Raw genomic sequence first — 21,613 nt, forward strand, 5'->3', positions numbered from 1 at the left:
CGCCAGGAGCAACGTCAGGCTGGCCTGCAGTTGCCATGCAGAGCCATGCAAGAGCCATGGCGGTCGCCTGGAACGACAGGCGTCATGTGACTCCAAAGGGGCGCAATGCCCCCATGAAGAGCTCGCATGAATAGCCTGCATGAAGAACATCCGGTGCGCTGACGCGACGGCGTCATTGCCATGAAATGCTGAATGAACAGGCTGTTTGGACAGGGTTCATCGACAGGACTTCCAGGAGGTTTGGTCATGCAAGACAAGATGTTCGACAACTTCAGCGAGCAGACTCGTCAGTTCTTCGAGCCGATGCGCAAGCTCAATTCCCTGATGCTGGACAACATGGAAAAGATGTCCCAGTACCAGATGGAATCGATGAAGCGCTATAGCCAGATGGGCACCGAGCGCATGCGCGATGCCACCGAGATCAACGATGCCGAGGGGCTGCGCGACTTCTCCACCCGTCAGGCCGAGATGCTCAACGAGCTGTCGGCGCAGATGCTGGAAGATGCCCGCGCCATGAGCCAGCTCAGCCTTGAATTCAAGACAGAACTGGAGACGTTGTTCGCCGAGTCCGGCCAGCAGCTTGCCGAACAGGCCACCCAGGCACGGGACCAGGCGACGGCTGCCGTGGAAAAGGCCACCCAGCAGGTGACCGAAGCGGCGGAAAAGACCGCCCAGCAAGCGTCGCAGGCAGCCTCCAGTGCTACTGCATCTACCAAGTCGACAGGCACCGCCAGGGCGACCTCGAGTCGCAAGCGCACGTCCTGATCGCGGTATCACCCTGGCGGTCGGTCAAGCGACAGCCAGCAAAGGGCAGGGGTCCGGTGGACCCTTGCCCTTACGCATCAAACAACCATGACAAGATGAGGGTGGATACCGCGATGCCGGCCGGCGAACGGTGAGCCATCCTGTGTGCGGGGCAGTGGAGAGGAGGTCGCCATGGCGGCAGGTGAGCAGGTAATGGACAACCCTGAAGAGTGGGGCAGCCAGTTGTCAGTGCTGAGCGCAGAGTACCAGGCACTGATGGAGGACTTTCTTTCACGCATGGTACCGAGTGATGCAGCCGACTCGGTGATGGAAGATATTCGCAACAGCTTCCAGGCAGGTGCGGAATCGCTGATGCGTAACCCCACCTTGCTGTGGGAGACCCAGACGAAGTTGATGCAGGATCAGCTGGCGCTGTGGCAGCAAGCCATGTCTGCCGCCAGCGGCGGCGCCCTGGAGCCCTTGGTGACTCCCTCGCGGGGGGATCGCCGGTTCAAGGATGAGGCCTGGACCAGCGACCCGGCCTATAACGCCATCATGCAGCAGTATCTGCTTTTCTCCAGCACCGTGGAGAACCTGGTGGATCGGCTGGACGACCTGACCCCTGGCGAGAAGCGCAATCTGTCGTTCTACGCTCGCCAGATGGTCAATGCCATGTCACCGACCAACTTCGTCTCGACCAACCCGGAGGTCATGCGCAAGACCCTGGAAACCCGCGGTCAGAATCTGGTGGATGGTCTGGCGCGACTGCGCGAAGACCTGGCCAACTCTGCCGAAGGTCTGAACGTGACAATGACCGATCGCAGTGCCTTTGAGGTCGGCCGCAACATCGCGGTGTCCGAAGGCGCCGTGGTCATGGAAAACGAGCTGATCCAGCTGATTCAGTATGCGCCCACCACGGAAAAGGTGTTCAAGACACCGCTGCTGATCGTTCCCCCCTGGATCAACAAGTATTACGTGCTGGACCTGCGCCCGGAAAACTCGCTGGTCAAGTGGCTGGTGGACCAAGGGCATACCGTCTTCCTGATTTCCTGGCGCAACCCAGGCCCCGAGCAGCGCGACCTGACCTGGGCGGACTACATGCAGCTGGGGCCCATCGCGGCGCTGGATGGCATCGAGCAGGCTACCGGAGAGAAGTCGGCCAATTTCCTCTCCTACTGCATTGGCGGCACCCTGACCGCGTCGACCATGGCGTACCTGACCAGCACCCGGCGCGGGCGCAAGGCCAAGTCGGTCACCTACATGGCGACGCTGCAGGACTTTCGTGATCCTGGGGAAATCGGCGTGTTCCTCAGCGAGCCGGTGCTGCAAGGGATTGAAGCCAAGCTCGAGCAGGACGGTTATCTCGACGGCCGGGTGATGGCGTATTCCTTCAACCTGCTGCGCGAGAATGACCTGTTCTGGTCGTTCTACGTCAACAACTACCTCAAGGGCGAGGACCCTGCCGCCTTTGATCTGCTGTACTGGAACACGGACGGTACCAATCTTCCGGCGGGCACTCACGGCTGGTATCTGCGCCACCTGTACCAGGAAAACCTGCTGGTTGAGCCGGGCGGGATCGAGCTGGACGACGTCAAGATTGATCTGCGCAAGGTATCGACCCCCAGCTACTTCGTCGCCACCCGTGAAGACCACATCGCCAAGTGGAACAGCAGCTACTACGGGGCCTTGCTGCCCAAGGGGCCCGTCACCTTCGTGCTTGGTGGCTCCGGGCATATTGCCGGGATCGTCAACCCGCCTCACAAGAACAAGTACGGTTACTGGACCAACAGCGAACTGCCAGACAACCATGACGACTGGCTGGCTGGCGCCGAGGCCCACGAAGGGTCCTGGTGGCCGCATTGGCAGCAGTGGATGTTGGACGGTGGCTATGTGGATGCAGACAAGATGGTCGAGGCCCGTCAGCCCGGAGGGGGAGAGCTGGCCTTGCTGGAACCTGCGCCAGGACGTTTCGTGAAGATCTCGATTCCGGAGGTACTGGGCGAGTCTCCTGAAGACGATCCGTCCTCCTGAGACGCGCTCTGACGAGGGCTGTCACGACAACGCCGCAAGGGCCTTGGCCCTTGCGGCGTTTTGCTTGCCTGCAGGTCTTTGGTAGCGATTGGCGCTTGCTGGGGCGATAGGCCTTTAGCGGCTGACGCCAGGTCAGCTGCGCATCACCCTTTCGTCAGGCGGTGCGGCGGCGCCAGCCGAACCCGATCAGCAGCAGCAGGGCGGCCAGGGCCCAGGTGGGCCAGCTGCCGGTGCGCGTGAAAGGCGTCAGGCCTTGCATCGGTTGCACCTCGCCATCCAGCCTGGCGGTGGTGAATTGGGGCAGCTGGTCGAGGATCTCGCCCTGGTCGTCGATGATCGCCGTAATCCCGTTGCTGGTGGCGCGGATCACGTAGCGGCCGTTCTCCAGGGCTCGCAGGCGGGCCATCTCCAGATGCTGGTGCGGGCCGATGGAGTTGCCAAACCAGCTATCGTTGGACACGGTCAGCAGCAGTTCGGCGTGGCGAGCTCGCTGGGCTACCAGGTCGGCATAGATGATTTCGTAGCAGATCGCGTTGCCGATGGTATGCCCCGCGGCGACCATCGGGTCCTGCCGATCGGGACCCGGTGTCATGGCCGGCATCGGCAGGTCGAAGAAGGCGATGGCGCCGCGCAGCACGCTTTCCAACGGCAGATATTCACCGAAGGGCACAAGATGCGCCTTGCGATAGCCGCCGCTGGCGTTGCCGTAGGCGGATACGGCGTTGTAGAAGCGGCCGTCTTCATCCCGCTGCAGGATGCCCGTCAGCAGTGCCGTTTCGGGTGCCAGGGCAGCCTGTGCGCGGGCCATGATGGGTTCTGCCTGGTCTTCGAACATCGGCAGGGCAGCCTCCGGCCAGATGACGATATCCGGCTCGGCGGGACGGCTGGCCTCCAGTTCTCCCGTCATGCCGAGATAGGTGTTTACGGCTTGACGCTGACCTTCAGGCAGCCACTTGATCTCCTGGGGCAGGTTACCCTGCAACAGGCTGACCTTGAGCGGCTCGCCAGCAGGTGTCGTCCAGTGGCTTGGCAGGACGACGGCCACGGCCCAGATCAGGACCAGTGGCAGTGCTGCCAGATAACGCCTTTGCAGCAGCTCTACCAACAGGGCACCACTGGCGGCAACGGCTAACGACAGCAGATAGACGCCGCCCAGGGGAGCCAGCGTCGACAGCGGCGAGTCGACCTGGGTGCTGCCCAGCAGCAGCCAGGGAAAGCCGGTGAATAGCCAGGTGCGAATCCACTCCATCAGCACCCAGAAGCCGACAAAGCCCGCAAGCCCCGCGACGACGGTAGGGCGTGCTGGCATCAGGCGCCGGAACAGGCCCAGAGGAATGGCGACGAACAGGGCCATGCTGGCAACGAACAGCGCGGTCAGAAAGAAGGCCAGTGGAGCGCTGGTGTAGCCATAGTCGTGGATGGACACATAGACCCAGGAGGCGCCGCTGCCAAATAGCCCCAGGCCATAGCTCCAGCCGCGCAGCAGCGCCTGACGTGGCGACATGAGGTAAAGGCCGGCGTAGACCAGCGCGGGGGAAAGGAGAGCCAGCCACCACCAACCAAAGGGGGCAGCCGCCAGGGTGGTCAGGCCACCGGCAAGCAGGGCAGCAAGGTAACCGAGTCGGCCACCGAACAGTCGCTCGAGCATGGAACGTCCATCCTTGGGTCACGAGAGATAGGAGAGGGGCGATGCCCCTTGCGGGGCATCGGGGATCATTCGCTTTCGGCGTTGGCGGGCTCGACTTCCAGCAAGCGAATGCGTCGGTTATCGGCGTTGAGCACGGTGAAGCGCCAACCGCCGATCTGAGTATGTTCACCGCGAGCCGGAAGGTGGCCGAAGCGTTGCATGACCAGGCCGCCAAGGGTGTCGAATTCGTCATCGGAAAAGCGGGTATCGAAGCGCTCGTTGAAGTCTTCGATGGGGGTCAGGGCTCTGACGGCGTAGCGATCCTCACCCAGCTGACGAATGTCTTCTTCCTCGTCGGTATCGTGTTCGTCTTCGATGTCGCCGACGATTTCCTCGAGGATGTCCTCGATGGTGACGATACCCGCGGTGCCGCCGTATTCATCCACCACGATCGCCATGTGATTGTGGGTATCGCGGAATTCCTTGAGCAGGCTGTTGAGGCGCTTCGACTCCGGGACGAACATGGCCGGACGCAGCACTTCCTCAAGCTGAAAGGGGCGTTCCTCGCTGTTGTTCTGCAGCAGGGGCAGCAGATCCTTGACCAGCAGGATGCCCTTGACCTCATCGAGGTTCTCGCCGATGACCGGATAGCGCGAGTGGCCGGTTTCCAGAATGATGGGCAGGTAGTCTTCCAGCGGTTGTTCGAGCTCAAGCGCAGTGACCTGAGAGCGCGGAATCAGCACCTCCCTGACCTGCTGATCGCTGATGTTCAGGGCGCCCTCGATGATGGTCATGGCGTCCTGTTCCAGCCGTAGACGGCTGCCTGCCTGGCGCAGGAATTCACGGAGTTCTTCCCGCGAACTGGGCTCGTCGCTGTCGTTGGACAGCGCGCTGAAGAGTTTGTCGAACCAGGACTTGTTGGCCTGGCTACTCGATCGGTCTTCGCTCATGCGTCGGCTCTCTCGTCCTCGCTATCGGGATCTGGAGATGGGGCCGGCGGGGCGTAGGGATCAGAAATACCCAGGCCGGCAAGGATACTGCGCTCGAGGTTTTCCATGACCTCGGCTTCATCGTCCTCGATATGGTCGTGGCCGAGCAAATGCAAGGTGCCATGGACGACCATATGAGCGTAGTGATCGATCAGCCGCTTGTCCTGCTCCATCGCTTCGCGCTCGACCACCGGGTGACAGACCACCAGGTCTCCCAGTAGCGGCAGGTCGAGGCCGGGTGGGGCCTCGAAAGGAAAGGACAGAACGTTGGTCGGGGCATCCTTGCCACGATAGTCACGATTGAGGGCCTGGCTTTCGTCGCTATCGACCAGGCGTATCGTCAGTTCGGCATCTTCACGGCCGGGAAAGTGTTCCAGCACGGCATCGACCCAGCGTTGAAGCTGGGCCGAGTCGGGCAGCGCTTCGGCGTGGCTGGCGATCTGACGATCGACGCAGGCGCTCATCAGTGGGCGTCTCCGTTGCTGCCATTGCTGAACTGGAGGCGATCGGCACGTTCCTGGCGGCGTTCTTCGGCGCGGGCCTCGCGGCGCGCGCGTTCCTCGGCTTCCTGGTTGGCCTCGAACAGGTCATAGGCCTCGATGATGCGCTGGACCATCGGGTGGCGGACCACATCCTTGGCGGCGAAGTGTGTCACGCCAATGCCGGCGGTGTCCTTCAGCACGTCGAGCACCTGAATCAGGCCTGAGCTCTGCCCGCGCGGCAGGTCGACCTGGGTCACGTCACCGGTGATCACCGCGGTCGAGCCAAAGCCGATACGGGTGAGGAACATCTTCATCTGTTCGCGAGTGGTGTTCTGGCTCTCGTCGAGGATGATGAAGGCGTTGTTGAGGGTTCGTCCACGCATGTAGGCCAGCGGGGCGATCTCGATCACCTGGCGCTCGATCAGCTTGGCAACCTGCTCAAAGCCGATCATTTCATATAGGGCGTCGTACAGCGGACGCAGGTAAGGATCGATCTTCTGGGCCAGGTCGCCAGGCAGGAAGCCGAGTTTCTCGCCGGCTTCCACGGCTGGGCGTACCAGCAGGATGCGGCGCACCTGCTGCTGATTGAGGGCCTCTACCGCGGCCGCCACGGCAAGATACGTCTTGCCGGTGCCCGCCGGGCCGATGCCGAAGTTGATGTCGTGCTGGCGGATGCTGGTGACGTAGCCCTGCTGGTTCAAGCCGCGAGGCTTGATCAGCGTACGCGGCGTACGGATCAGCACTTCGCCGTCGCCGATCTCCTCTTCGGTCTCTTCCTCAAGGGCTTCGATACCGGATTCCTGCAGGAACAGGTGAACGCTGTCAGGGGTCAGTTCGGTAGACGCGGTCTCGCGGTAGAGATGCTCCACCAGGTTGGAGGCTGCCTTGACCCGGGGGCCGGGGCCCGCCAGCTGGAACATGTTGCCGCGGTTGCGCAGGGTGACGCCGAGCCGGCTTTCGATCAGCTTCAGGTGCTCGTCGCGCTGGCCGCACAGATTGGCGAGACGGCGCGGCTCGTTGGGTTCAAGGTTGAGCGTGATGATGCGATTGGCCTGGGTCGATGGCTGGCTCAAGGCGAGAAAAATCCGTGGTTGATGACTAGAGGGTGTTAACAGTTCCGTCAGCTTACTGCCCCGGCGTAGGCCAGGGCAATGATCCGAGGCGGTGTCGATGCGTGTTGGACAGCCACCTCGGGTCGGCTGCGTATCAGTAGCGCTCGCCAGAGGCGAGTTCGCCGCGCAGTGAATTGGGCAGCGCTTCGGTGATTTCCACGTCGACAAAGTAGCCAATCAACTCGGTCGGATTGGCCGCGCGGAAGTTGACGACACGGTTGTTCTCGGTGCGGCCGGACAGCTGTCCCGGGTCACGCGGCGAGAAACCGGATACCAGCACGCGCTGGGTAGTGCCTACCATGCGACGACTGATCTGCATGGCCTGCTGGTTGATACGCTCCTGCAGGATGGCCAGGCGCTGCTTCTTGACCTCTTCTGGCGTGTCGTCCTCCAGCGCCGCTGCCGGGGTACCCGGACGTGCGGAATAGACAAAGCTGAATGAGACGTCGAAGCCGATCCGGTGAATCAGGTCCATGGTGGCTTCGAAGTCTTCTTCGGTTTCACCGGGGAAGCCGATGATGAAGTCGGAGGAGAAGCTGATGTCGGGACGCAGCGCGCGAATGCGCTCCATCTTGTCGACGTACTCCTCGACCGTGTGACCGCGCTTCATGGCCGCCAACACACGGTCGGAGCCTGCTTGCACCGGCAGGTGCAGATGGCTGACCAGTTCCGGGATGTCGGCGTATGCCTCGATCAGGCTGTCACTGAACTCCACCGGGTGGGAGGTGGTGAAGCGGATGCGGTCGATGCCATCCACTGCCGCCACGCAGGCAATCAGCTCGGCCAGGTCAATCTCGTCGCCATCGTCGTTGATGCCACGGTAGGCATTGACGTTCTGCCCCAGCAGGTTGATTTCGCGAACGCCCTGGTCGGCCAGGTGGAAGACCTCATCCATGACGGCCTCGAAGGGCCGCGAGACCTCTTCGCCGCGGGTGTAGGGCACCACGCAGAAGGTGCAGTACTTGGAGCATCCCTCCATCACCGAGACGAAGGCACTGGCACCATCGGAGCTTGGCTTGGGCAGGTGATCGAACTTCTCGATCTCGGGGAAGGTGACGTCCACCACCGAGATCTGGTTGGAGCGGCTGGCATCCAGCATGCCCGGCACGCGGTGCAGGGTCTGTGGACCAAACACCATATCCACGTGGGGAGCACGCTTGCGGATGGCATCGCCTTCCTGGCTCGCCACACAGCCGCCGACGCCGATGACCAGGTCGGGGTTCGACTGCTTGAGCTTTTTCCAGCGGCCGAGCTGGTGGAAGACCTTTTCCTGGGCCTTCTCGCGAATCGAGCAGGTGTTGAGCAGGATCACGTCTGCGTCTTGCTCGTTGTCGGTCAGCTCCATCTGATGAGATTCGCCGAGCAGGTCCGCCATGCGGGCGGAGTCATACTCGTTCATCTGGCAGCCGTGGGTCTTGATGAAGAGCTTCTTCGTCATAACGGTGGTCGGGCTCCCGGCCCGAAGTGCATCAGGCAGGCCTGGTTACGTGAATGTGGGTAATCGGGCGCGAGACTGGCGGCCGAACGGCCGTGGCGCATGGAGGCATATTATACGCACCGACCGGGGATGGGGCCAGTGGGCCCCTGTCTGCCGGCACGGCTTGGGCCGCGCTGTGGCAGGGGCTGCTCACGGGAGGCGAGAGCCCTGCGATGTGGTAGTCTTGCCTGCGAGCCAGACAGGCGGGTGATTATTTTGTGACCGTTTTGAGTCAAACCCAGGCGACGCGCCCCGGGCGCGGCGATGTCCAGCGGTTTTCCCGACAGTTGTCCACAGCTGTTGTGGAACGTTTTTCACCTCGTCGCTGTCCTGTGTCGAGTTGCCAAGAAAGCCCTTGAGAGCCTCCTTGGCAAGCATGGCACGCGCCGGCACGCCGGCCGCGCCGCACAGCGAGCGACCCTATTCTCATTGCGCGCTGTTGAGCTGGCAGGATGCCAGTGCAGCGTCACAAGCGTCGTAACCGAGCCCAGATTAGTCAGGAAAGACGGCATGAAAACGCAATTTCTCAAGACAGTGACCCTTGGCCTTGCGCTCGCCAGCAGTGCCTTGCCGGTGATGGCCCAGGACGATGGCAACGCCAGGTGGGTCACGGATGAACTGACCACCTATGTGCGCAGCGGCCCCACCGATGGCTACCGCATCGTTGGCACGCTGACGGCGGGCCAACCAGTCAGTCTGCTCGACACCTCCGGTGACTATTCACAGGTGCGCAGCTCCAGTGGCGATGTGGTGTGGGTGCCCAGCAGCGAGCTGCAGGAAACGCCCAGTGCCAGCGACCAGCTGCCTCAACTCGAATCGCGAGTGGAAGAGCTGACAGCGGAGCTCGACGGCATCAATGAAAGCTGGGAAGAGCGCACCAGTACCATGACAGAGACGCTTAAGGTGCGTGAGCAGCGCATTACTGAGCTTGAGACGCGCAATCACGAGCTGGAGAGCTCCTTTGACGAGATCAGCGAGGTCAATCGGGATCTGGAAGCGCGTCTGGAGACCCGCAAGGAAGACCTGCTGATGCGCTACTTCATGTACGGTGGCGGTGTCGCCGGTGCTGGCCTGATCGTCGGTTTGATCGTTCCGCACCTGCCCCGTCGTCGCCGCAAGCGCGATCGTTGGTTCTAAGCGAGACCGCCTATGCAACAACACTGGCTGAAGCGCTGGGAGGAAGGCCGGATCGGCTTTCATCGCGATAGCGTGCACCCGGCGCTGGTACGGCACTGGCCGCTTCTCGGCGCGACACCGGGTACCAAGGTACTGGTGCCGTTGTGCGGAAAGAGCCTCGACATGCGCTGGCTAGCCGAGCATCAGCACCCGGTGCTGGGCATCGAGCTGGCCGAAGCCGCCCTGGCCCAGTTTGTGGAAGAAGGACCGGGTGAGGTGTCGCGCTATCAGCAGGACGGATTTTCTATCCAGCGCCAGGGCAGCATCGAGCTCTGGTGCGGCGATTTCTTCCACTTTCACATCGCCCAGGCGGCGGAGATTGGTGCCTTCTACGACCGGGCCGCCCTGATCGCCTTACCCGAGGCGACGCGTCAGCGCTACGCCTTCCACCTGGCGCAGTTGATTCCGCCTGGAGCACGAGGGTTGCTGGTCAGCCTGCGACGAGATGGCGAGGACGGGCCGCCCTACAACGTCAGCGATGAGGAGATTCGTCGCCTGTTCGACCCGAATTTCATCGTCACCCACCTGGAAGATGGTGAGCGTGAGGACAACGGGTTTCAGGAGTCGGTGTGGGCGCTGGTGCGGCGGGGGCCTGTCACCGACGAGCCAGCGCAGCATCGGTAGGTCGTTGCGCTAGCGCACAACGAAGGCGCTTGCCGGCCACTGGACCGGCAAGCCTGGACCGGTAACCGGCAATGACAGGAGGGCTTAGCGAGCCAGCAGCTGGCCCAGTTGGGGGTCGGCGAAGGCGCGATTGAGTCCGTCGGACAGCAGGTCCGTGACCATGCGCTGATTAGTCGCCTTGTCAGGTTTTACCGCGTAGCTCTGCACGCGTCGTGAGGTGTAGGTGCCGGTGTAGGTTTGACCATCGTTGGTGGCCACCGCTTCGATCACGCTCTCCAGGCGAGCTTCGTCTACCAGTGGCTGGCTCTGGCCGCGCTGGTAGCTGAGCTGCTTCAGCGTCAGGGTCAGGGTGGGACGTCCCGGGGCCGGTTCAGCGGTAGGGGCGAAGCCCATGTCGCGCACGGCGCGTTCCGCCTCGGCTTGCAGCCGCGGCACGATCTCATGGGGGCTGACCGTGATGGTCGCCGTCGAGCTGGCGCTGCCGGTTCGCGTGCCGAGCACGTCGGAAGGACGGTCATCGGCGGCAATCACGGTGACTGCCTGGCCAGAGCCGGACGCGGGAACGGCCACGCTGCGCTGGGGATCAGGCTGAAGCTGGTGGGGGCTGGAGCAGGCGGCAAGGGCAAGCAGCATGGCCATGCCAGCTGCGCCCTTCAACAGGCGACGAAGCATAGGGGTGAACTCCTTGTCATGGTATCTGAAAGTCGCAAAAACGCGTCGGCCGGTCACGCCGCTGCAGCAGCAGCGTGTGTCCGGGCTGCGCGATGATACGCCTATCAGAAGGGCAAGCGCAGGGAAAAGTTCCTCTAAGGCGCCTGATGGCGTCAGGCGCTAACCGGCTGCGGGCGCACCTGGGGGCCAGGGGCCTCCTGGGCGTCGGGATAGTGATGCCAGCGTCTGGGCAGGGCATGCACGCGCATGCCGCGCTTGAGGGACAGGCGCTCGGCGTCCTGGTGGCTTAGTGTGGCCATCCACGGCTCGCTCATCCAATCGGCACTGAGCTCTACACGGACTTCTGCACCCACCGGCACTATCGACATCACGCTGGCAGGCAGGTGGGCATCCGCCTGTGCCTGCAGGGCCACCTGAACCTCGTGGGGACGCAGCAGCAGTTCCTGGCGTCCGTCCTCGAGGTCGACCGCCAGGCGCGCATCACCGCAGGTCAGCACGCCGTCCTGGACGACTCCTTCCAGATGATTGACGTCGCCGAGGAATTCGAACACGAAACGATTGCGGGGCGCCCGATAGAGCGTATCCGGCGTGTCGACCTGCTCGATCCGTCCATTGCTCATCACCACCACGCGGTCGGATAACTCCAGCGCTTCCTCCTGGTCATGGGTCACGAAGACGCTGGTAAAGCCGAGCTCATCGTGCAGGTGCCTCAGCCAGCGGCGCAGCTCCTGACGAACTTTGGCATCCAGCGCACCGAAGGGTTCGTCCAGCAGCAGGACTTCCGGCTTGAGCGCAAGGGCGCGAGCCAGAGAGACGCGTTGCTGCTGGCCACCGGACAGCTGCGCGGGAAACCGCTCTGCCAGGTGCGACAGCTGGACCATCTCCAGCAGCTGCATCACCCGGGAGCGAATCTCGGCACTGGAGGGGCGCTCGGCGCGGGGCAGAACGGTCAGGCCGAAGGCGACGTTGTCGAAAACGCTCATGTGTCGGAACAGCGCGTAGTGCTGGAACACGAAGCCGATGCGGCGATCGCGCACGTGGACCTGGGTGACATCGCGCTCGCCGAACAGGATGCGGCAGTCTCGATGGTCATCGGGGGTCTCGAGGCCGGCAATGATCCGGAGCAACGTGGTCTTGCCGGAGCCAGATGGGCCGAGCAGGCCGATCAGCTCACCGCTGCGGATCTCCAGGTCGATAGGAGACAGCGCCTGGGAGCGTCCAAAGTGCTTCTGGATGTGGCGCAGATGAATGCTCATGTCAGGGCCTCCCGGCGCGTGGCGCGCCATTCAAGCATGGCCTTGGCGGCCAGGGTGAGAAGGGCAATCAGGGCTAGCAGGGCGGCGCTGGCGAAGGCGCCTACCGTGTTGTAATCCTGGTACAACAGCTCTACGTGAAGCGGCAGGGTGTTGGTTTCACCGCGGATGGCGCCAGACACCACCGATACCGCACCGAATTCACCGACCGCCCTGGCATTGGTCAGAATCACGCCGTAGAGCAACGCCCAGCGAATGTTGGGCAGGGTCACCCGGCGGAACAGGGTGAAGCCTCTGGCGCCCAGTGTGACGGCGGCTTCCTCCTCACGGGACCCCTGTGCCTGCATCAGCGGAATCAGCTCCCGCGCGACGAAGGGGCAGGTGACAAAGATGGTGACCATCAGGATGCCAGGCCAGGCAAACATCAGCTGAATGTCGTGGGCATCCAGCCACCCGCCGATCCAGCCGTTGCGACCGTACAGCAGCAAGTAGACCAGGCCAGCCACCACGGGGGAGATGGCAAAGGGAATGTCGATCAGTGTCTGCAGCAGGCGGCGTCCAGGGAAGGCAAACCGGGTGACCAGCCAGGCCAGCATCACCCCGAAGACGAGGTTGATCGGAATCGTCAGCAGGGTGACGAACAGCGTCAGGCCGATCGCGGCCAAGGTGTACTGGTCTGTCAGGTTGGCGATGAAGGGACCGACCCCTTCGGCCAGTGCCTGGGCAAAGATGGCGACCAGGGGCAGCAGCAGGAACAGTGCCGACAGGCCCACGGCCACCGCGATGAGGCTGCGTCTGAGCCATGGTGCATCACCGATACGTTGCATCAGCCACGTCCTCCATGCAGGCGGCGGATAAAGCGGCCTTGCCACAGGTTGATCGCCAGCAGCAGCAGCAGCGAGGTCAGCAGCACCACGGAGGCAATCGCGGAGGCACCGACGTAGTCATATTCCTGCAGCTTGACGAAGATCATCAGCGAGGTGATTTCCGTCTCGTAAGGCATGTTGCCGGCGATAAAGATGACGGCGCCGAATTCGCCGAGCGAGCGCACAAAGGCAAGGCCGGTGCCGGTCACCAGGGCGGGCCACAGGTGCGGCAGGATCACCCGACGAAAGGCGACGCCATCTCTTGCCCCCAGGCTCATGGCGGCCTCGTCGATTTCGCTGGGCAGATCCTCGAGCACTGGCTGCACGGTCCGCACCACGAAGGGAATACTGGTAAACGCCATGGCCAGGGCGATGCCGACCCAGGTGTAGGACACCTGCCAGCCCAGCGGCTCCAGCAGCTGGCCCATCCAGCCCTTGGAGGAGTAGAGCGTCGCCAGGGTGATGCCGGCCACTGCGGTGGGCAGGGCAAAGGGCAGGTCCATCAGCGCGTCCAACAGACGCTTGCCGGGGAAGTCATAGCGCACCAGCACCCAGGCCATGAGCAGGCCAAAGACGGCATTGATCAGTGCCGCGACGAAGGCGCCGCCGATGGTGGTGACGTAGCTGGCCACGACCCGTGGTTCGGTGATGATGAACCAGTATTCGGAAAGGGACAGCCCCTTCAACTGGCCCACCAGGCCGGTCAACGGCAGCAGCAGCACCAGTGAGACAAAGGTCAGGCTGATGCCCAATGACAGGCCGAAGCCCGGCAGCACATGGCGCCGGGCTTTGCGGGCTAAGGGCAGGGAAATGGCCTTCAGCATGGGGGCAATGGTTAACCTTGACGTTTAACGGCGCTGCAGCTGGTCCAGCTCGCCGCCGCTCTTGAAGTGGGTGTCCATGGCATTGTCCCAGCCGCCAAACACGTCCTTGACCTCGAACAGCTCGGTGGCAGGGAAACGGTCTGCGAACTCTTCCTTCACCGCCTCGTCATGCACGCGGTAGTTGAAGCCAGCAAGCTGGCGCTGGGCCTCCTCGGTGTAGAGGTATTCCAGGTAGGCACGGGCCAGGTCCAGGTTGCCGTTGCGCTCGGCGTTCTCCTCGACCACGGCCACCGGGAACTCTGCCAGGATGCTGACAGGCGGGACGATCACGTCGTATTCGTCGCTGCCGTATTCGTCACGGATGTTGTTGACCTCAGACTCGAAGCTGATCAGCACGTCACCAATGCCGCGCTCGATAAAGCTGGTGGTCGCGCCGCGGCCGCCGGTATCGAACACCTTGACGTTGCCGAGGAAGTCGCTCATGAACTGGCGAACCTGCTCTTCGTCACCGTCGAAATTACGTTCGGCCGAACCCCAGGCAGCCAGATAGGTGTAGCGGCCGTTGCCGGAGGTCTTGGGGTTGGGGAACACCAGCTCGACGCCCTCGGCTGCCAGATCTTCCCAGGTCTCGATGCCCTTGGGGTTGCCCTTGCGGACCAGGAAGGCGGTGGTCGAGTAGTAGGGGGATGCGTTGTTGGGCAGCTGGCTCTGCCAGTCTTCCGCGACCAGGCCTGCATCCGCCAGGACCTGAACGTCGGTGACCTGGTTGTAGGTCACGACATCGGCCTTGAGACCCTGCAGGATGGCACGTGCCTGAGCGGATGAGCCGCCGTGGGACTGCTTGATCGTCAGGGTGTCGTCGTGCTCGGCCTGCCAGTGTTCCTGGAAGGCTGGGTTGATGGCGGCAAACAGCTCGCGCGCGATGTCATAGGAAGAGTTGAGCAGCTCCTTGTCCTCGGCCATTACCGGCGAGGCCATGGTGCCACCAAGGCCTGTAGCCAGGGCGAGGGACAGGGCGGTACGGCGAAGGATCGGGGACAGCTTCATGTCAGGCTTCCTTGACGTCAGAGAATGTCGCGAGTCCTTCGAGAGCCGTTCGATAATGCTTGGCGAGGACTGCGAGAGGGTGCGCGAGGGTTGCGCCAGTGCCGTGCCCGGGGATGCAAGAACGTTGCAGGAACTCCGGGAACGATACGCAGGCTAAACCTAAATTTTGGTAATGACAATCCTTCTGCTTAAAACGTTTGGCTATATAAGGCGATAAGATGTGAATAGGTTGCAAGCCATGACGGCGCTGTTGCGGCGAAGGATGTCATTGGTTAACGCTGCCCTGCCACGGCCCAGCTGCTAGAATGCGATTTTCGTCAGGTGGCGGCACCCTTGACCGCTGTGCGGCGCCGCTCGCTTTTTGTCTCTTGCCAGCAGGGATGTCATGAACGATTTTCTGATTGCGCCTTCCATTCTGTCCGCCGATTTCGCCCGGCTGGGGGAGGAGGTGGACAATGTGCTTGCCTCCGGCGCCGATATTGTCCATTTCGATGTCATGGACAATCACTATGTGCCCAATCTGACCATTGGTCCCATGGTCTGTGAGGCCCTGCGCAAGCATGGCGTCACAGCCCCGATCGATGCACACCTGATGGTCAAGCCGGTGGATCGCCTGATTGGCGACTTTATCGACGCCGGTGCCACCTACATCACCTTCCACCCGGAAGCCTCGGAGCACATCGATCGGTCGCTGCAGCTGATACGTGACGGTGGTTGCAAGGCTGGCCTGGTGTTCAACCCGGCGACGCCGTTGTCCTACCTTGATTATGTGATGGACAAGGTCGACATGGTGCTGTTGATGAGCGTCAACCCCGGCTTCGGCGGCCAGTCCTTCATTCCCGCGACACTCGACAAGCTGCGCCAGGCGCGTCAGCGGATTGATGCCAGTGGTCGTAACATTCGCCTGGAGGTCGATGGCGGCGTCAAGGTCGACAATATTGCCGAGATCGCCCGCGCCGGTGCCGATACCTTTGTGGCGGGCTCGGCGATCTTTGGCGCCCAGCGTAGCGACGACCCTCATGGCTATGACAGTGTCCTCGCCGATTTCCGGGCACAGCTGGCCGGTACGCGTTGAGCGCTGAAGCGGACTATTCTGGCTCAGGGTGGGCTGGCTCTGACGGGGCTGACCCTGACGGGACTGACCCAGCCCAGCTCGACCCGACGCAGCGTGACTCGAGCGGGGACGAAGCAGGCAACCAGGCCGGCGTGCCGCAGACGTCCGCACGCTGGTACCTGTACGTGGTGGAGACGGCCGCTGGTGCCCTTTACACCGGCATCACCACGGATGTCCCCAGGCGACTGGAGCAACATCGCAGCGGCAAGGGAGCCAAGGCGCTGCGAGGCAAGGGCCCCCTGACCCTTCGCCATCACGAGGTGGTGGGTTCGCGCAGTGAGGCGAGCCGCCTGGAAGCTGCTGTAAAGCGCATGACGGTGCGCAGCAAACGACAGTGGCTGACGGCCCGGCGGGACAGCGGTTTGCCCGTCCTGCCGGCGGAACAGGCCCAGCAGCCACCCCCATAACGAAGAAAATGCCAAGCAAGGAGAGGGATATGGACGTTCTGGATAAGCTCAATGTGGATGCTCTGGTGGCATTTGCCTCCACCACAGGGCTGCAATTTCTGATCAACCTGGTCGCCGCTGCGGCGATCTTTATCATTGGCCGTTGGGTGGCCAAGGCGGTACACCGCGTTGTTATCAAGGGTATGGAGCGGGCGAACGTCGAGCCGCTGCTGATCAAGTTCCTTGGTAACATCCTGTACGCCTTGCTGCTGATCTTTGTGGTGCTAGCAGCGATCAGCCGCATTGGTATTCAGACGGCGTCACTGATTGCGGTCATCGGTGCAGCAGGCCTGGCGGTCGGCCTGGCATTGCAGGGGTCATTGGCCAACTTCGCCGCGGGTGTGATGGTGATCATCTTCCGTCCCTACCGCATCGGTGACTATGTGGAGGCAGGCGGCGTCAGCGGCACGGTGGAAGATGTGCAGATCATCAGCACCGAGCTCAGCACCCCTGACAATCGCAAGATCATCGTCCCCAATGGCCAGATGATGAGTGGTGCCGTGGTCAACTACTCGGCCCATGCCACACGTCGTGTAGACCTGGCGGTGGGTGTCGGCTACGACGACAATATCGATACCGTTCGCCGTGTGCTGGAAAGCGTGGTGGCCGACGATCCTCGCGTGTTGAGTGAGCCCAAGCCCAATATCCGCATGAATGCGATGGGGGACTCCTCCATTACCTGGATTGTGCGTCCCTGGGTCCAGGCTTCCGATTACTGGAGCGTCTACTGGGAAATGACCGAGGAGATCAAGCGCCGCTTTGATCGCGAGGGCATCAGTATTCCGTTCCCCCAGCGCGATGTGCATCTCTATCATCACGCCAAGGAAGAGAGCCAGGCCAACGGCTAAACTCGCCGCTTATTGACCTGTTGCCACGAAAAAGGCTGCCTTCCCAGGCAGCCTTTTTTTTGGAGTGCGCCAGGCATGGTGCCTGGCGCACCAAGGCCCAGGATCAGTGCAGCTTGAGGCGTGGTTTCAAGAAGCGGTTGAGGCCATCGACTACCACCATCATGGCGGTTTTGATGGAGCCATGAATGGTGCGCTGGTGCATCCGGTACAGCGACGCATAGAAGAAACGTGCCAGGTTGCCTTCGATAAACAGGCTGCGAGCGGAAGCGGCCCGCATGAGGCTGCCGATGGCATCGAAGTGTGCCAGGGAGATCAGCGACCCTCTGTCACGGAACACGAATTCCTTCAGTGGCTTGTCGTCGATCACGGCGCACAGGTTCTTGTACAGGACGCTGGCTTGCTGGTGGGCGGCCTGAGCCCGTGGCGGTACCACCTTGCCGTCTGGCTGGGGACAGCTGGCACAGTCACCGAAGGCGAAGATGTGCGGGTCATCAATGCTCTGCATGGTCGCGGCCACCTTGATGCGATGGTTGCGCTCTGTCTGCAGGCCCAGTTCCGAAAGAAAGGCGGGTGCCTTGATGCCGGCGGCCCATACGCCGAGGTCGATGTCGATGCGCTCATCATCCGAGGTGGTGATCGCATGTTCCTCGACCTTGGTCACGCGGGTATCCACATGGACCTTGACGCCCAGTTTCTCCAGCTCCTTGTGCACGGCCTGACTGATGCGGTCCGGCAGGGCCGGCAGGATCTTGGGTGCCGCCTCGATCACATGTACCCGCAGATGCTCACGGCCGAGCTCGGTGAATCCGTAGCTCTTGAGCATGCGTGATGCATCATGCAGCTCAGCGGCGAGCTCGACCCCGGTGGCCCCGGCACCGATGATACCGACGGTGATACAGGGCGGTTCATCGTTGGTCATCCGGGTGCTGTAACGCATGAAGGTATTGAGCAGTGCCTGACGGAAGCCTTCTGCCTGGGCCGGGCTGTCGAGAAAATGGCAATGGTCGGCGACGCCCTCGGTACCGAAGTCATTGCTGACGCTGCCAACGGCCATGACCATGTAGTCATAGGACAGGCGCCTGGCAGGCAGGATCTCGTGTCCATCGTCGTCAATGATGGCTGCCAGGGTCAGGGTTCTGGTGTCTCGGTCGAGATCGCACAATGTACCGCGCTGGAAACGGTAGCCGTTGCTGGCGGAATGGGCCTGGTAGGAAATCTCGTCCTGGCCGGAGTCGAGCACGCCGGTGGCGACCTCGTGCAGCAGAGGCTTCCAGATGTGCGTGGAATTGCGGTCCACCAGCACCACGTCCGCCTTGCCTTTCTTGCCCAGGCGTCTGCCCAGGCGGGTGACGAGTTCCAGGCCGCCGGCGCCACCGCCGACAACAACAATGGTGGGTTTGCTCATTGCAGAGCTCCATAAAGGGGAGGGGAGCGCCATCATAGGCAGATAAGTGCTTGGCTGACCACGGTGGTTGCGCCAGAATGTGCGCCTCGCATGTACATTCCGTTTTCTGCATAGTGAAGGGGATCGTGCAGGGGACGGTGCAGGGTATAGAGCAGGGGATAGTGCAGGGACATGGTGAACGACGGTTGGAAAATGCCTGTGGGCGAGGCCCTGGATGGGTCACAGTTGGTGGCCTTTGACCTGGATGGCACTCTTATCGACTCAGTGCCTGACCTGGCCGCGGCGGTCGATGCCGCGTTGCTCGACGTGGACCTGCCCGTGGCAGGTGAGGCGCGCGTGAGAGACTGGGTGGGCAATGGGTCATGGTCGTTGCTGGAGCGGGCGCTGACAGATGCCTTGGGCGAGGCCCCCAGTGAGGTGTTGTGCAAGACCGCCCACGAGCGCTTTCTGGAGCACTATCACCGGCACCCCTGCCTGCATACCCGCCTCTATCCGGGGGTCGAGACCGCCTTGTCTCAGCTGTTTCGCCGAGGCTTGATCCTGTGCCTCGTCACCAACAAGCCCGAAGCGTTCATTGGTCCCATTCTCGAGCACCTGTCGATCGACGGCTACTTCACGGTGTGCCTGGGAGGCGACACTCTCCCTCGTAAGAAGCCGGACCCCATGCCGCTCAGGCACCTGTGCCAGCAATTCGACGTCAGTCCTTCGCAGTGTGTGATGGTGGGCGATTCACGCCATGACATTCAGGCCGGCAAGGCCGCTGGGTATCGCACCATTGCGGTGCCCTATGGCTATAATCACGGCGAACCTGTCAGCCTCAGCGAGCCCGATCTGATAGTTGAATCGCTTGACCAACTCGTTTAGGGTTTTTCGGCATGACGCTATGTCATGGCGTTATGCCGATAGGCTCTGGCTATAGCCAGGACGACCTTGCCGAGGCAGAGTCGTGTTGCCTTTTCACCCCCTGACTTGCTGCGATGGATTGCCCATGGCCCAGCCTTTTTCTTCCTTGATGACCCTCCCGCACTGCTCGATGTCGGCGACACCGGCGCGTTGCGGTTGGCGATGGTGACGCTGGACCCTCTGTCACCCACTTTTTCATTGAGGACCTGGGCATGATGACCCCCGAGCGTTTTGCTGAGCTGGCCGACGCTGGCTATAACCGTATTCCCGTTACCCGTGAGCTGATGGCCGATCTGGACACGCCGTTGTCCACCTACCTGAAACTGGCCGATCAGCCCTGGACCTTCCTGCTCGAATCCGTCACTGGCGGCGAAAAGTGGGGGCGTTACTCGATCATTGGCCTGCCCTGTCGTGAGCGCATCGAAGTGCGCGGTCATCTGGTCAAGCACATCGTCGATGGTGAAGCGTCCGGGCTCACCGAGGCCGAAGATCCGCTAGCCTGGATCGAAGAGTTCCAGAGCCGCTTCAAGGTGCCGGTGCTGGATGATCAGCCGATCTTTGACGGTGGTCTGGTGGGCTATTTCGGCTACGACACCATCCGTTACATCGAACCCCGCCTCGCCGGCGTCGAGAAGGATGATCCCATCGGCGTGCCGGATATTCTGTTGATGGTGTGCGATGAGCTGGTCGTGTTCGATAACCTTTATGGGCGCTTGACCCTGTGGACCCACGCTGACCCGGCGACGCCTTCCGCCTATAGCGCCGCGCTGTCACGACTGGAGGCGCTGGAGGAGTCACTGCGCAGCCCGCTGGCGCTGCCTTCCCGGCTTCCCGGCCAGGCTCGACCGCAGGTCGAGGAGGGGCACTTTACCTCTGGGTTCACGGAAGAAGGGTTCAAGGCCGCCGTGGAGAAGATCAAGGACTATGTGCTGGCCGGAGACGTGATGCAGTGCGTGCCGTCCCAGCGTATGTCCATCGACTTCGAGGCAGAGCCGCTGGATCTGTATCGTGCCCTCAGAAGCCTGAACCCGTCGCCCTACATGTTCTTCTTCAATCTTGATGACCACCATGTGGTGGGCGCCTCGCCGGAGATCCTGACGCGGCTGGAAGATGGCATGGTGACCGTGCGCCCGATCGCCGGGACCCGTGTGCGCGGCAAGACCGAGGCTGAGGACAAGGCGCTGGAAGAGGACTTGCTGGCAGACCCCAAGGAAGTCGCCGAGCATCTGATGCTGATCGATCTGGGGCGCAATGACGTGGGCCGCATCTCCGAGACCGGTAGCGTCGAAGTGACCGACCAGATGGCCATCGAGCGTTACTCGCACGTCATGCACATCGTCTCCAACGTGACCGGCAAATTGAAGCCTGGCTACAGTGCCATGGATGTCCTGCGTGCCACCTTCCCAGCGGGTACCTTGTCCGGCGCGCCGAAGATTCGTGCCATGGAGATCATCGACGAGGTCGAGCCGGTGAAGCGCGGCGTCTACTCCGGAGCTGTGGGCTACCTGTCCTGGCACGGCAACATGGATACCGCCATCGCCATTCGCACGGCCGTGATCAAGGATGGCCAGCTGCATGTGCAGTGCGGCGCAGGCGTGGTGGCGGACTCGGTCCCCCAGTCGGAGTGGGACGAAACGCTGAACAAGGGTCGTGCTCTGTTCCGCGCCGTCGCCATGGCCGAGCAGGGTCTCGACAAGCCGGGTGGGCGCAGCCGCTGAAGGCTGTCGGCAGACGCGCCAGGCTTGACAGTCCTGAGGCCGACACACACTATAAGCCCATGATGAATATGAATCCGACAACATCCCGTGATCGCCAGCAGTGGTGGCGCCCCTTCAACTGAAGAGGGCGGAAGACCCCGTGCCAGCCAACGGGATGTCGTGACAGCAGAAGTGCCGCCCATGAGGCGGCATTTTTGTGTGGTTCGTCTCGATGGGTGAAGCCAAATTTTGATTCTGGAGCCAACATGATCTTGA

20 protein-coding genes are annotated in these 21,613 nt (G+C 62.2%); 9 read left to right on the forward strand and 11 right to left on the reverse strand.

Translation table 11 applies throughout. From position 1 onward, the window contains the following. The first annotated feature begins 246 nt into the window (after positions 1 to 246). On the forward strand, positions 247 to 765 hold the full coding sequence (locus KUV45_RS13895) for a phasin family protein (RefSeq protein WP_222161847.1): 519 nt from the start codon (positions 247 to 249) through the stop codon (positions 763 to 765). 192 nt (positions 766 to 957) lie between these two features. Further along, entirely contained in the window at positions 958 to 2,775 is a 1,818-nt protein-coding gene (gene phaC, locus KUV45_RS13900) for a class I poly(R)-hydroxyalkanoic acid synthase (protein WP_374107040.1), read from the forward strand. A 154-nt stretch (positions 2,776 to 2,929) separates the two neighbouring features. Here phaC and lnt read toward each other — a convergent pair whose 3' ends face one another. The 5 genes from lnt to miaB all read right to left on the reverse strand — a co-directional run bounded on the left by lnt (position 2,930) and on the right by miaB (position 8,423). After that, complete coding sequence (gene lnt / locus KUV45_RS13905; RefSeq protein ID WP_222161849.1) at positions 2,930 to 4,423, reverse strand: apolipoprotein N-acyltransferase; 1,494 nt, start codon at positions 4,421 to 4,423, stop codon at positions 2,930 to 2,932. Between the two features lie 65 nt (positions 4,424 to 4,488). After that, entirely contained in the window at positions 4,489 to 5,352 is an 864-nt protein-coding gene (locus KUV45_RS13910) for an HlyC/CorC family transporter (RefSeq protein ID WP_206943026.1), read from the reverse strand. After that, positions 5,349 to 5,855: an rRNA maturation RNase YbeY gene (gene ybeY / locus KUV45_RS13915; protein WP_206943023.1), complete on the reverse strand. Its 507-nt coding sequence runs from the start codon at positions 5,853 to 5,855 to the stop codon at positions 5,349 to 5,351. Before ybeY ends, KUV45_RS13910 begins: the two co-directional genes overlap by 4 nt. Continuing rightward, entirely contained in the window at positions 5,855 to 6,946 is a 1,092-nt protein-coding gene (locus KUV45_RS13920) for a PhoH family protein (protein WP_222161850.1), read from the reverse strand. Before KUV45_RS13920 ends, ybeY begins: the two co-directional genes overlap by 1 nt. A 133-nt stretch (positions 6,947 to 7,079) precedes the next feature. Further along, on the reverse strand, positions 7,080 to 8,423 hold the full coding sequence (miaB, locus tag KUV45_RS13925; RefSeq protein ID WP_222161851.1) for a tRNA (N6-isopentenyl adenosine(37)-C2)-methylthiotransferase MiaB: 1,344 nt from the start codon (positions 8,421 to 8,423) through the stop codon (positions 7,080 to 7,082). A gap of 549 nt (positions 8,424 to 8,972) precedes the next feature. On the opposite strand from miaB, the gene KUV45_RS13930 reads away from it, so the two are divergent. Together KUV45_RS13930 and KUV45_RS13935 are read left to right on the forward strand one after the other, a co-directional pair. Further along, positions 8,973 to 9,599: a TIGR04211 family SH3 domain-containing protein gene (locus KUV45_RS13930; RefSeq protein WP_222161852.1), complete on the forward strand. Its 627-nt coding sequence runs from the start codon at positions 8,973 to 8,975 to the stop codon at positions 9,597 to 9,599. 12 nt (positions 9,600 to 9,611) lie between these two features. Next, positions 9,612 to 10,262, forward strand: a complete 651-nt coding sequence (locus KUV45_RS13935) for a thiopurine S-methyltransferase (protein WP_206943017.1) — start codon at positions 9,612 to 9,614, stop codon at positions 10,260 to 10,262. Between the two features lie 84 nt (positions 10,263 to 10,346). Here the strand turns inward: KUV45_RS13935 and KUV45_RS13940 are convergent, their stop codons facing one another. The 5 genes from KUV45_RS13940 to cysP form a co-directional block, all read right to left on the reverse strand. Further along, a complete protein-coding gene (locus tag KUV45_RS13940; protein WP_206943016.1) occupies positions 10,347 to 10,934 on the reverse strand; it encodes a YajG family lipoprotein in 588 nt (195 codons plus the stop codon). Between the two features lie 152 nt (positions 10,935 to 11,086). Further along, complete coding sequence (locus KUV45_RS13945) at positions 11,087 to 12,190, reverse strand: sulfate/molybdate ABC transporter ATP-binding protein (protein ID WP_222161853.1); 1,104 nt, start codon at positions 12,188 to 12,190, stop codon at positions 11,087 to 11,089. After that, complete coding sequence (cysW, locus tag KUV45_RS13950) at positions 12,187 to 13,014, reverse strand: sulfate ABC transporter permease subunit CysW (RefSeq protein WP_206943014.1); 828 nt, start codon at positions 13,012 to 13,014, stop codon at positions 12,187 to 12,189. Before cysW ends, KUV45_RS13945 begins: the two co-directional genes overlap by 4 nt. Then, entirely contained in the window at positions 13,014 to 13,877 is an 864-nt protein-coding gene (cysT, locus tag KUV45_RS13955) for a sulfate ABC transporter permease subunit CysT (RefSeq protein WP_206943013.1), read from the reverse strand. The genes cysW and cysT overlap by 1 nt, the downstream gene beginning before the upstream one ends. Before the next feature lie 24 nt (positions 13,878 to 13,901). After that, a complete protein-coding gene (gene cysP / locus KUV45_RS13960; protein WP_206943011.1) occupies positions 13,902 to 14,924 on the reverse strand; it encodes a thiosulfate ABC transporter substrate-binding protein CysP in 1,023 nt (340 codons plus the stop codon). Between the two features lie 385 nt (positions 14,925 to 15,309). On the opposite strand from cysP, the gene rpe reads away from it, so the two are divergent. From rpe to KUV45_RS13975, 3 genes are all read left to right on the forward strand, one after another. After that, on the forward strand, positions 15,310 to 15,999 hold the full coding sequence (gene rpe, locus KUV45_RS13965; RefSeq protein ID WP_222161854.1) for a ribulose-phosphate 3-epimerase: 690 nt from the start codon (positions 15,310 to 15,312) through the stop codon (positions 15,997 to 15,999). A gap of 131 nt (positions 16,000 to 16,130) precedes the next feature. Further along, positions 16,131 to 16,445: a GIY-YIG nuclease family protein gene (locus KUV45_RS13970; RefSeq protein ID WP_224851814.1), complete on the forward strand. Its 315-nt coding sequence runs from the start codon at positions 16,131 to 16,133 to the stop codon at positions 16,443 to 16,445. Between the two features lie 29 nt (positions 16,446 to 16,474). Further along, a complete protein-coding gene (locus tag KUV45_RS13975; RefSeq protein ID WP_206943008.1) occupies positions 16,475 to 17,332 on the forward strand; it encodes a mechanosensitive ion channel family protein in 858 nt (285 codons plus the stop codon). 103 nt (positions 17,333 to 17,435) lie between these two features. Here KUV45_RS13975 and KUV45_RS13980 read toward each other — a convergent pair whose 3' ends face one another. After that, positions 17,436 to 18,737 carry an NAD(P)/FAD-dependent oxidoreductase gene (locus tag KUV45_RS13980; protein WP_222161855.1) on the reverse strand — a complete coding sequence of 434 codons (1,302 nt, stop codon included), beginning with the start codon at positions 18,735 to 18,737 and terminating at the stop codon, positions 17,436 to 17,438. 171 nt (positions 18,738 to 18,908) lie between these two features. On the opposite strand from KUV45_RS13980, the gene KUV45_RS13985 reads away from it, so the two are divergent. Both KUV45_RS13985 and trpE read left to right on the forward strand, forming a co-directional pair. After that, positions 18,909 to 19,601 (forward strand): phosphoglycolate phosphatase, encoded by a 693-nt coding sequence (locus tag KUV45_RS13985; RefSeq protein WP_224851813.1) that lies wholly within the window; start codon positions 18,909 to 18,911, stop codon positions 19,599 to 19,601. 254 nt (positions 19,602 to 19,855) lie between these two features. After that, positions 19,856 to 21,358: an anthranilate synthase component I gene (gene trpE, locus KUV45_RS13990; protein ID WP_206943185.1), complete on the forward strand. Its 1,503-nt coding sequence runs from the start codon at positions 19,856 to 19,858 to the stop codon at positions 21,356 to 21,358. Positions 21,359 to 21,613 lie beyond the last annotated feature (255 nt).

This window comes from Halomonas sp. DP3Y7-2, assembly GCF_019800795.1.
GTDB lineage: Bacteria > Pseudomonadota > Gammaproteobacteria > Pseudomonadales > Halomonadaceae > Halomonas > Halomonas litopenaei_A.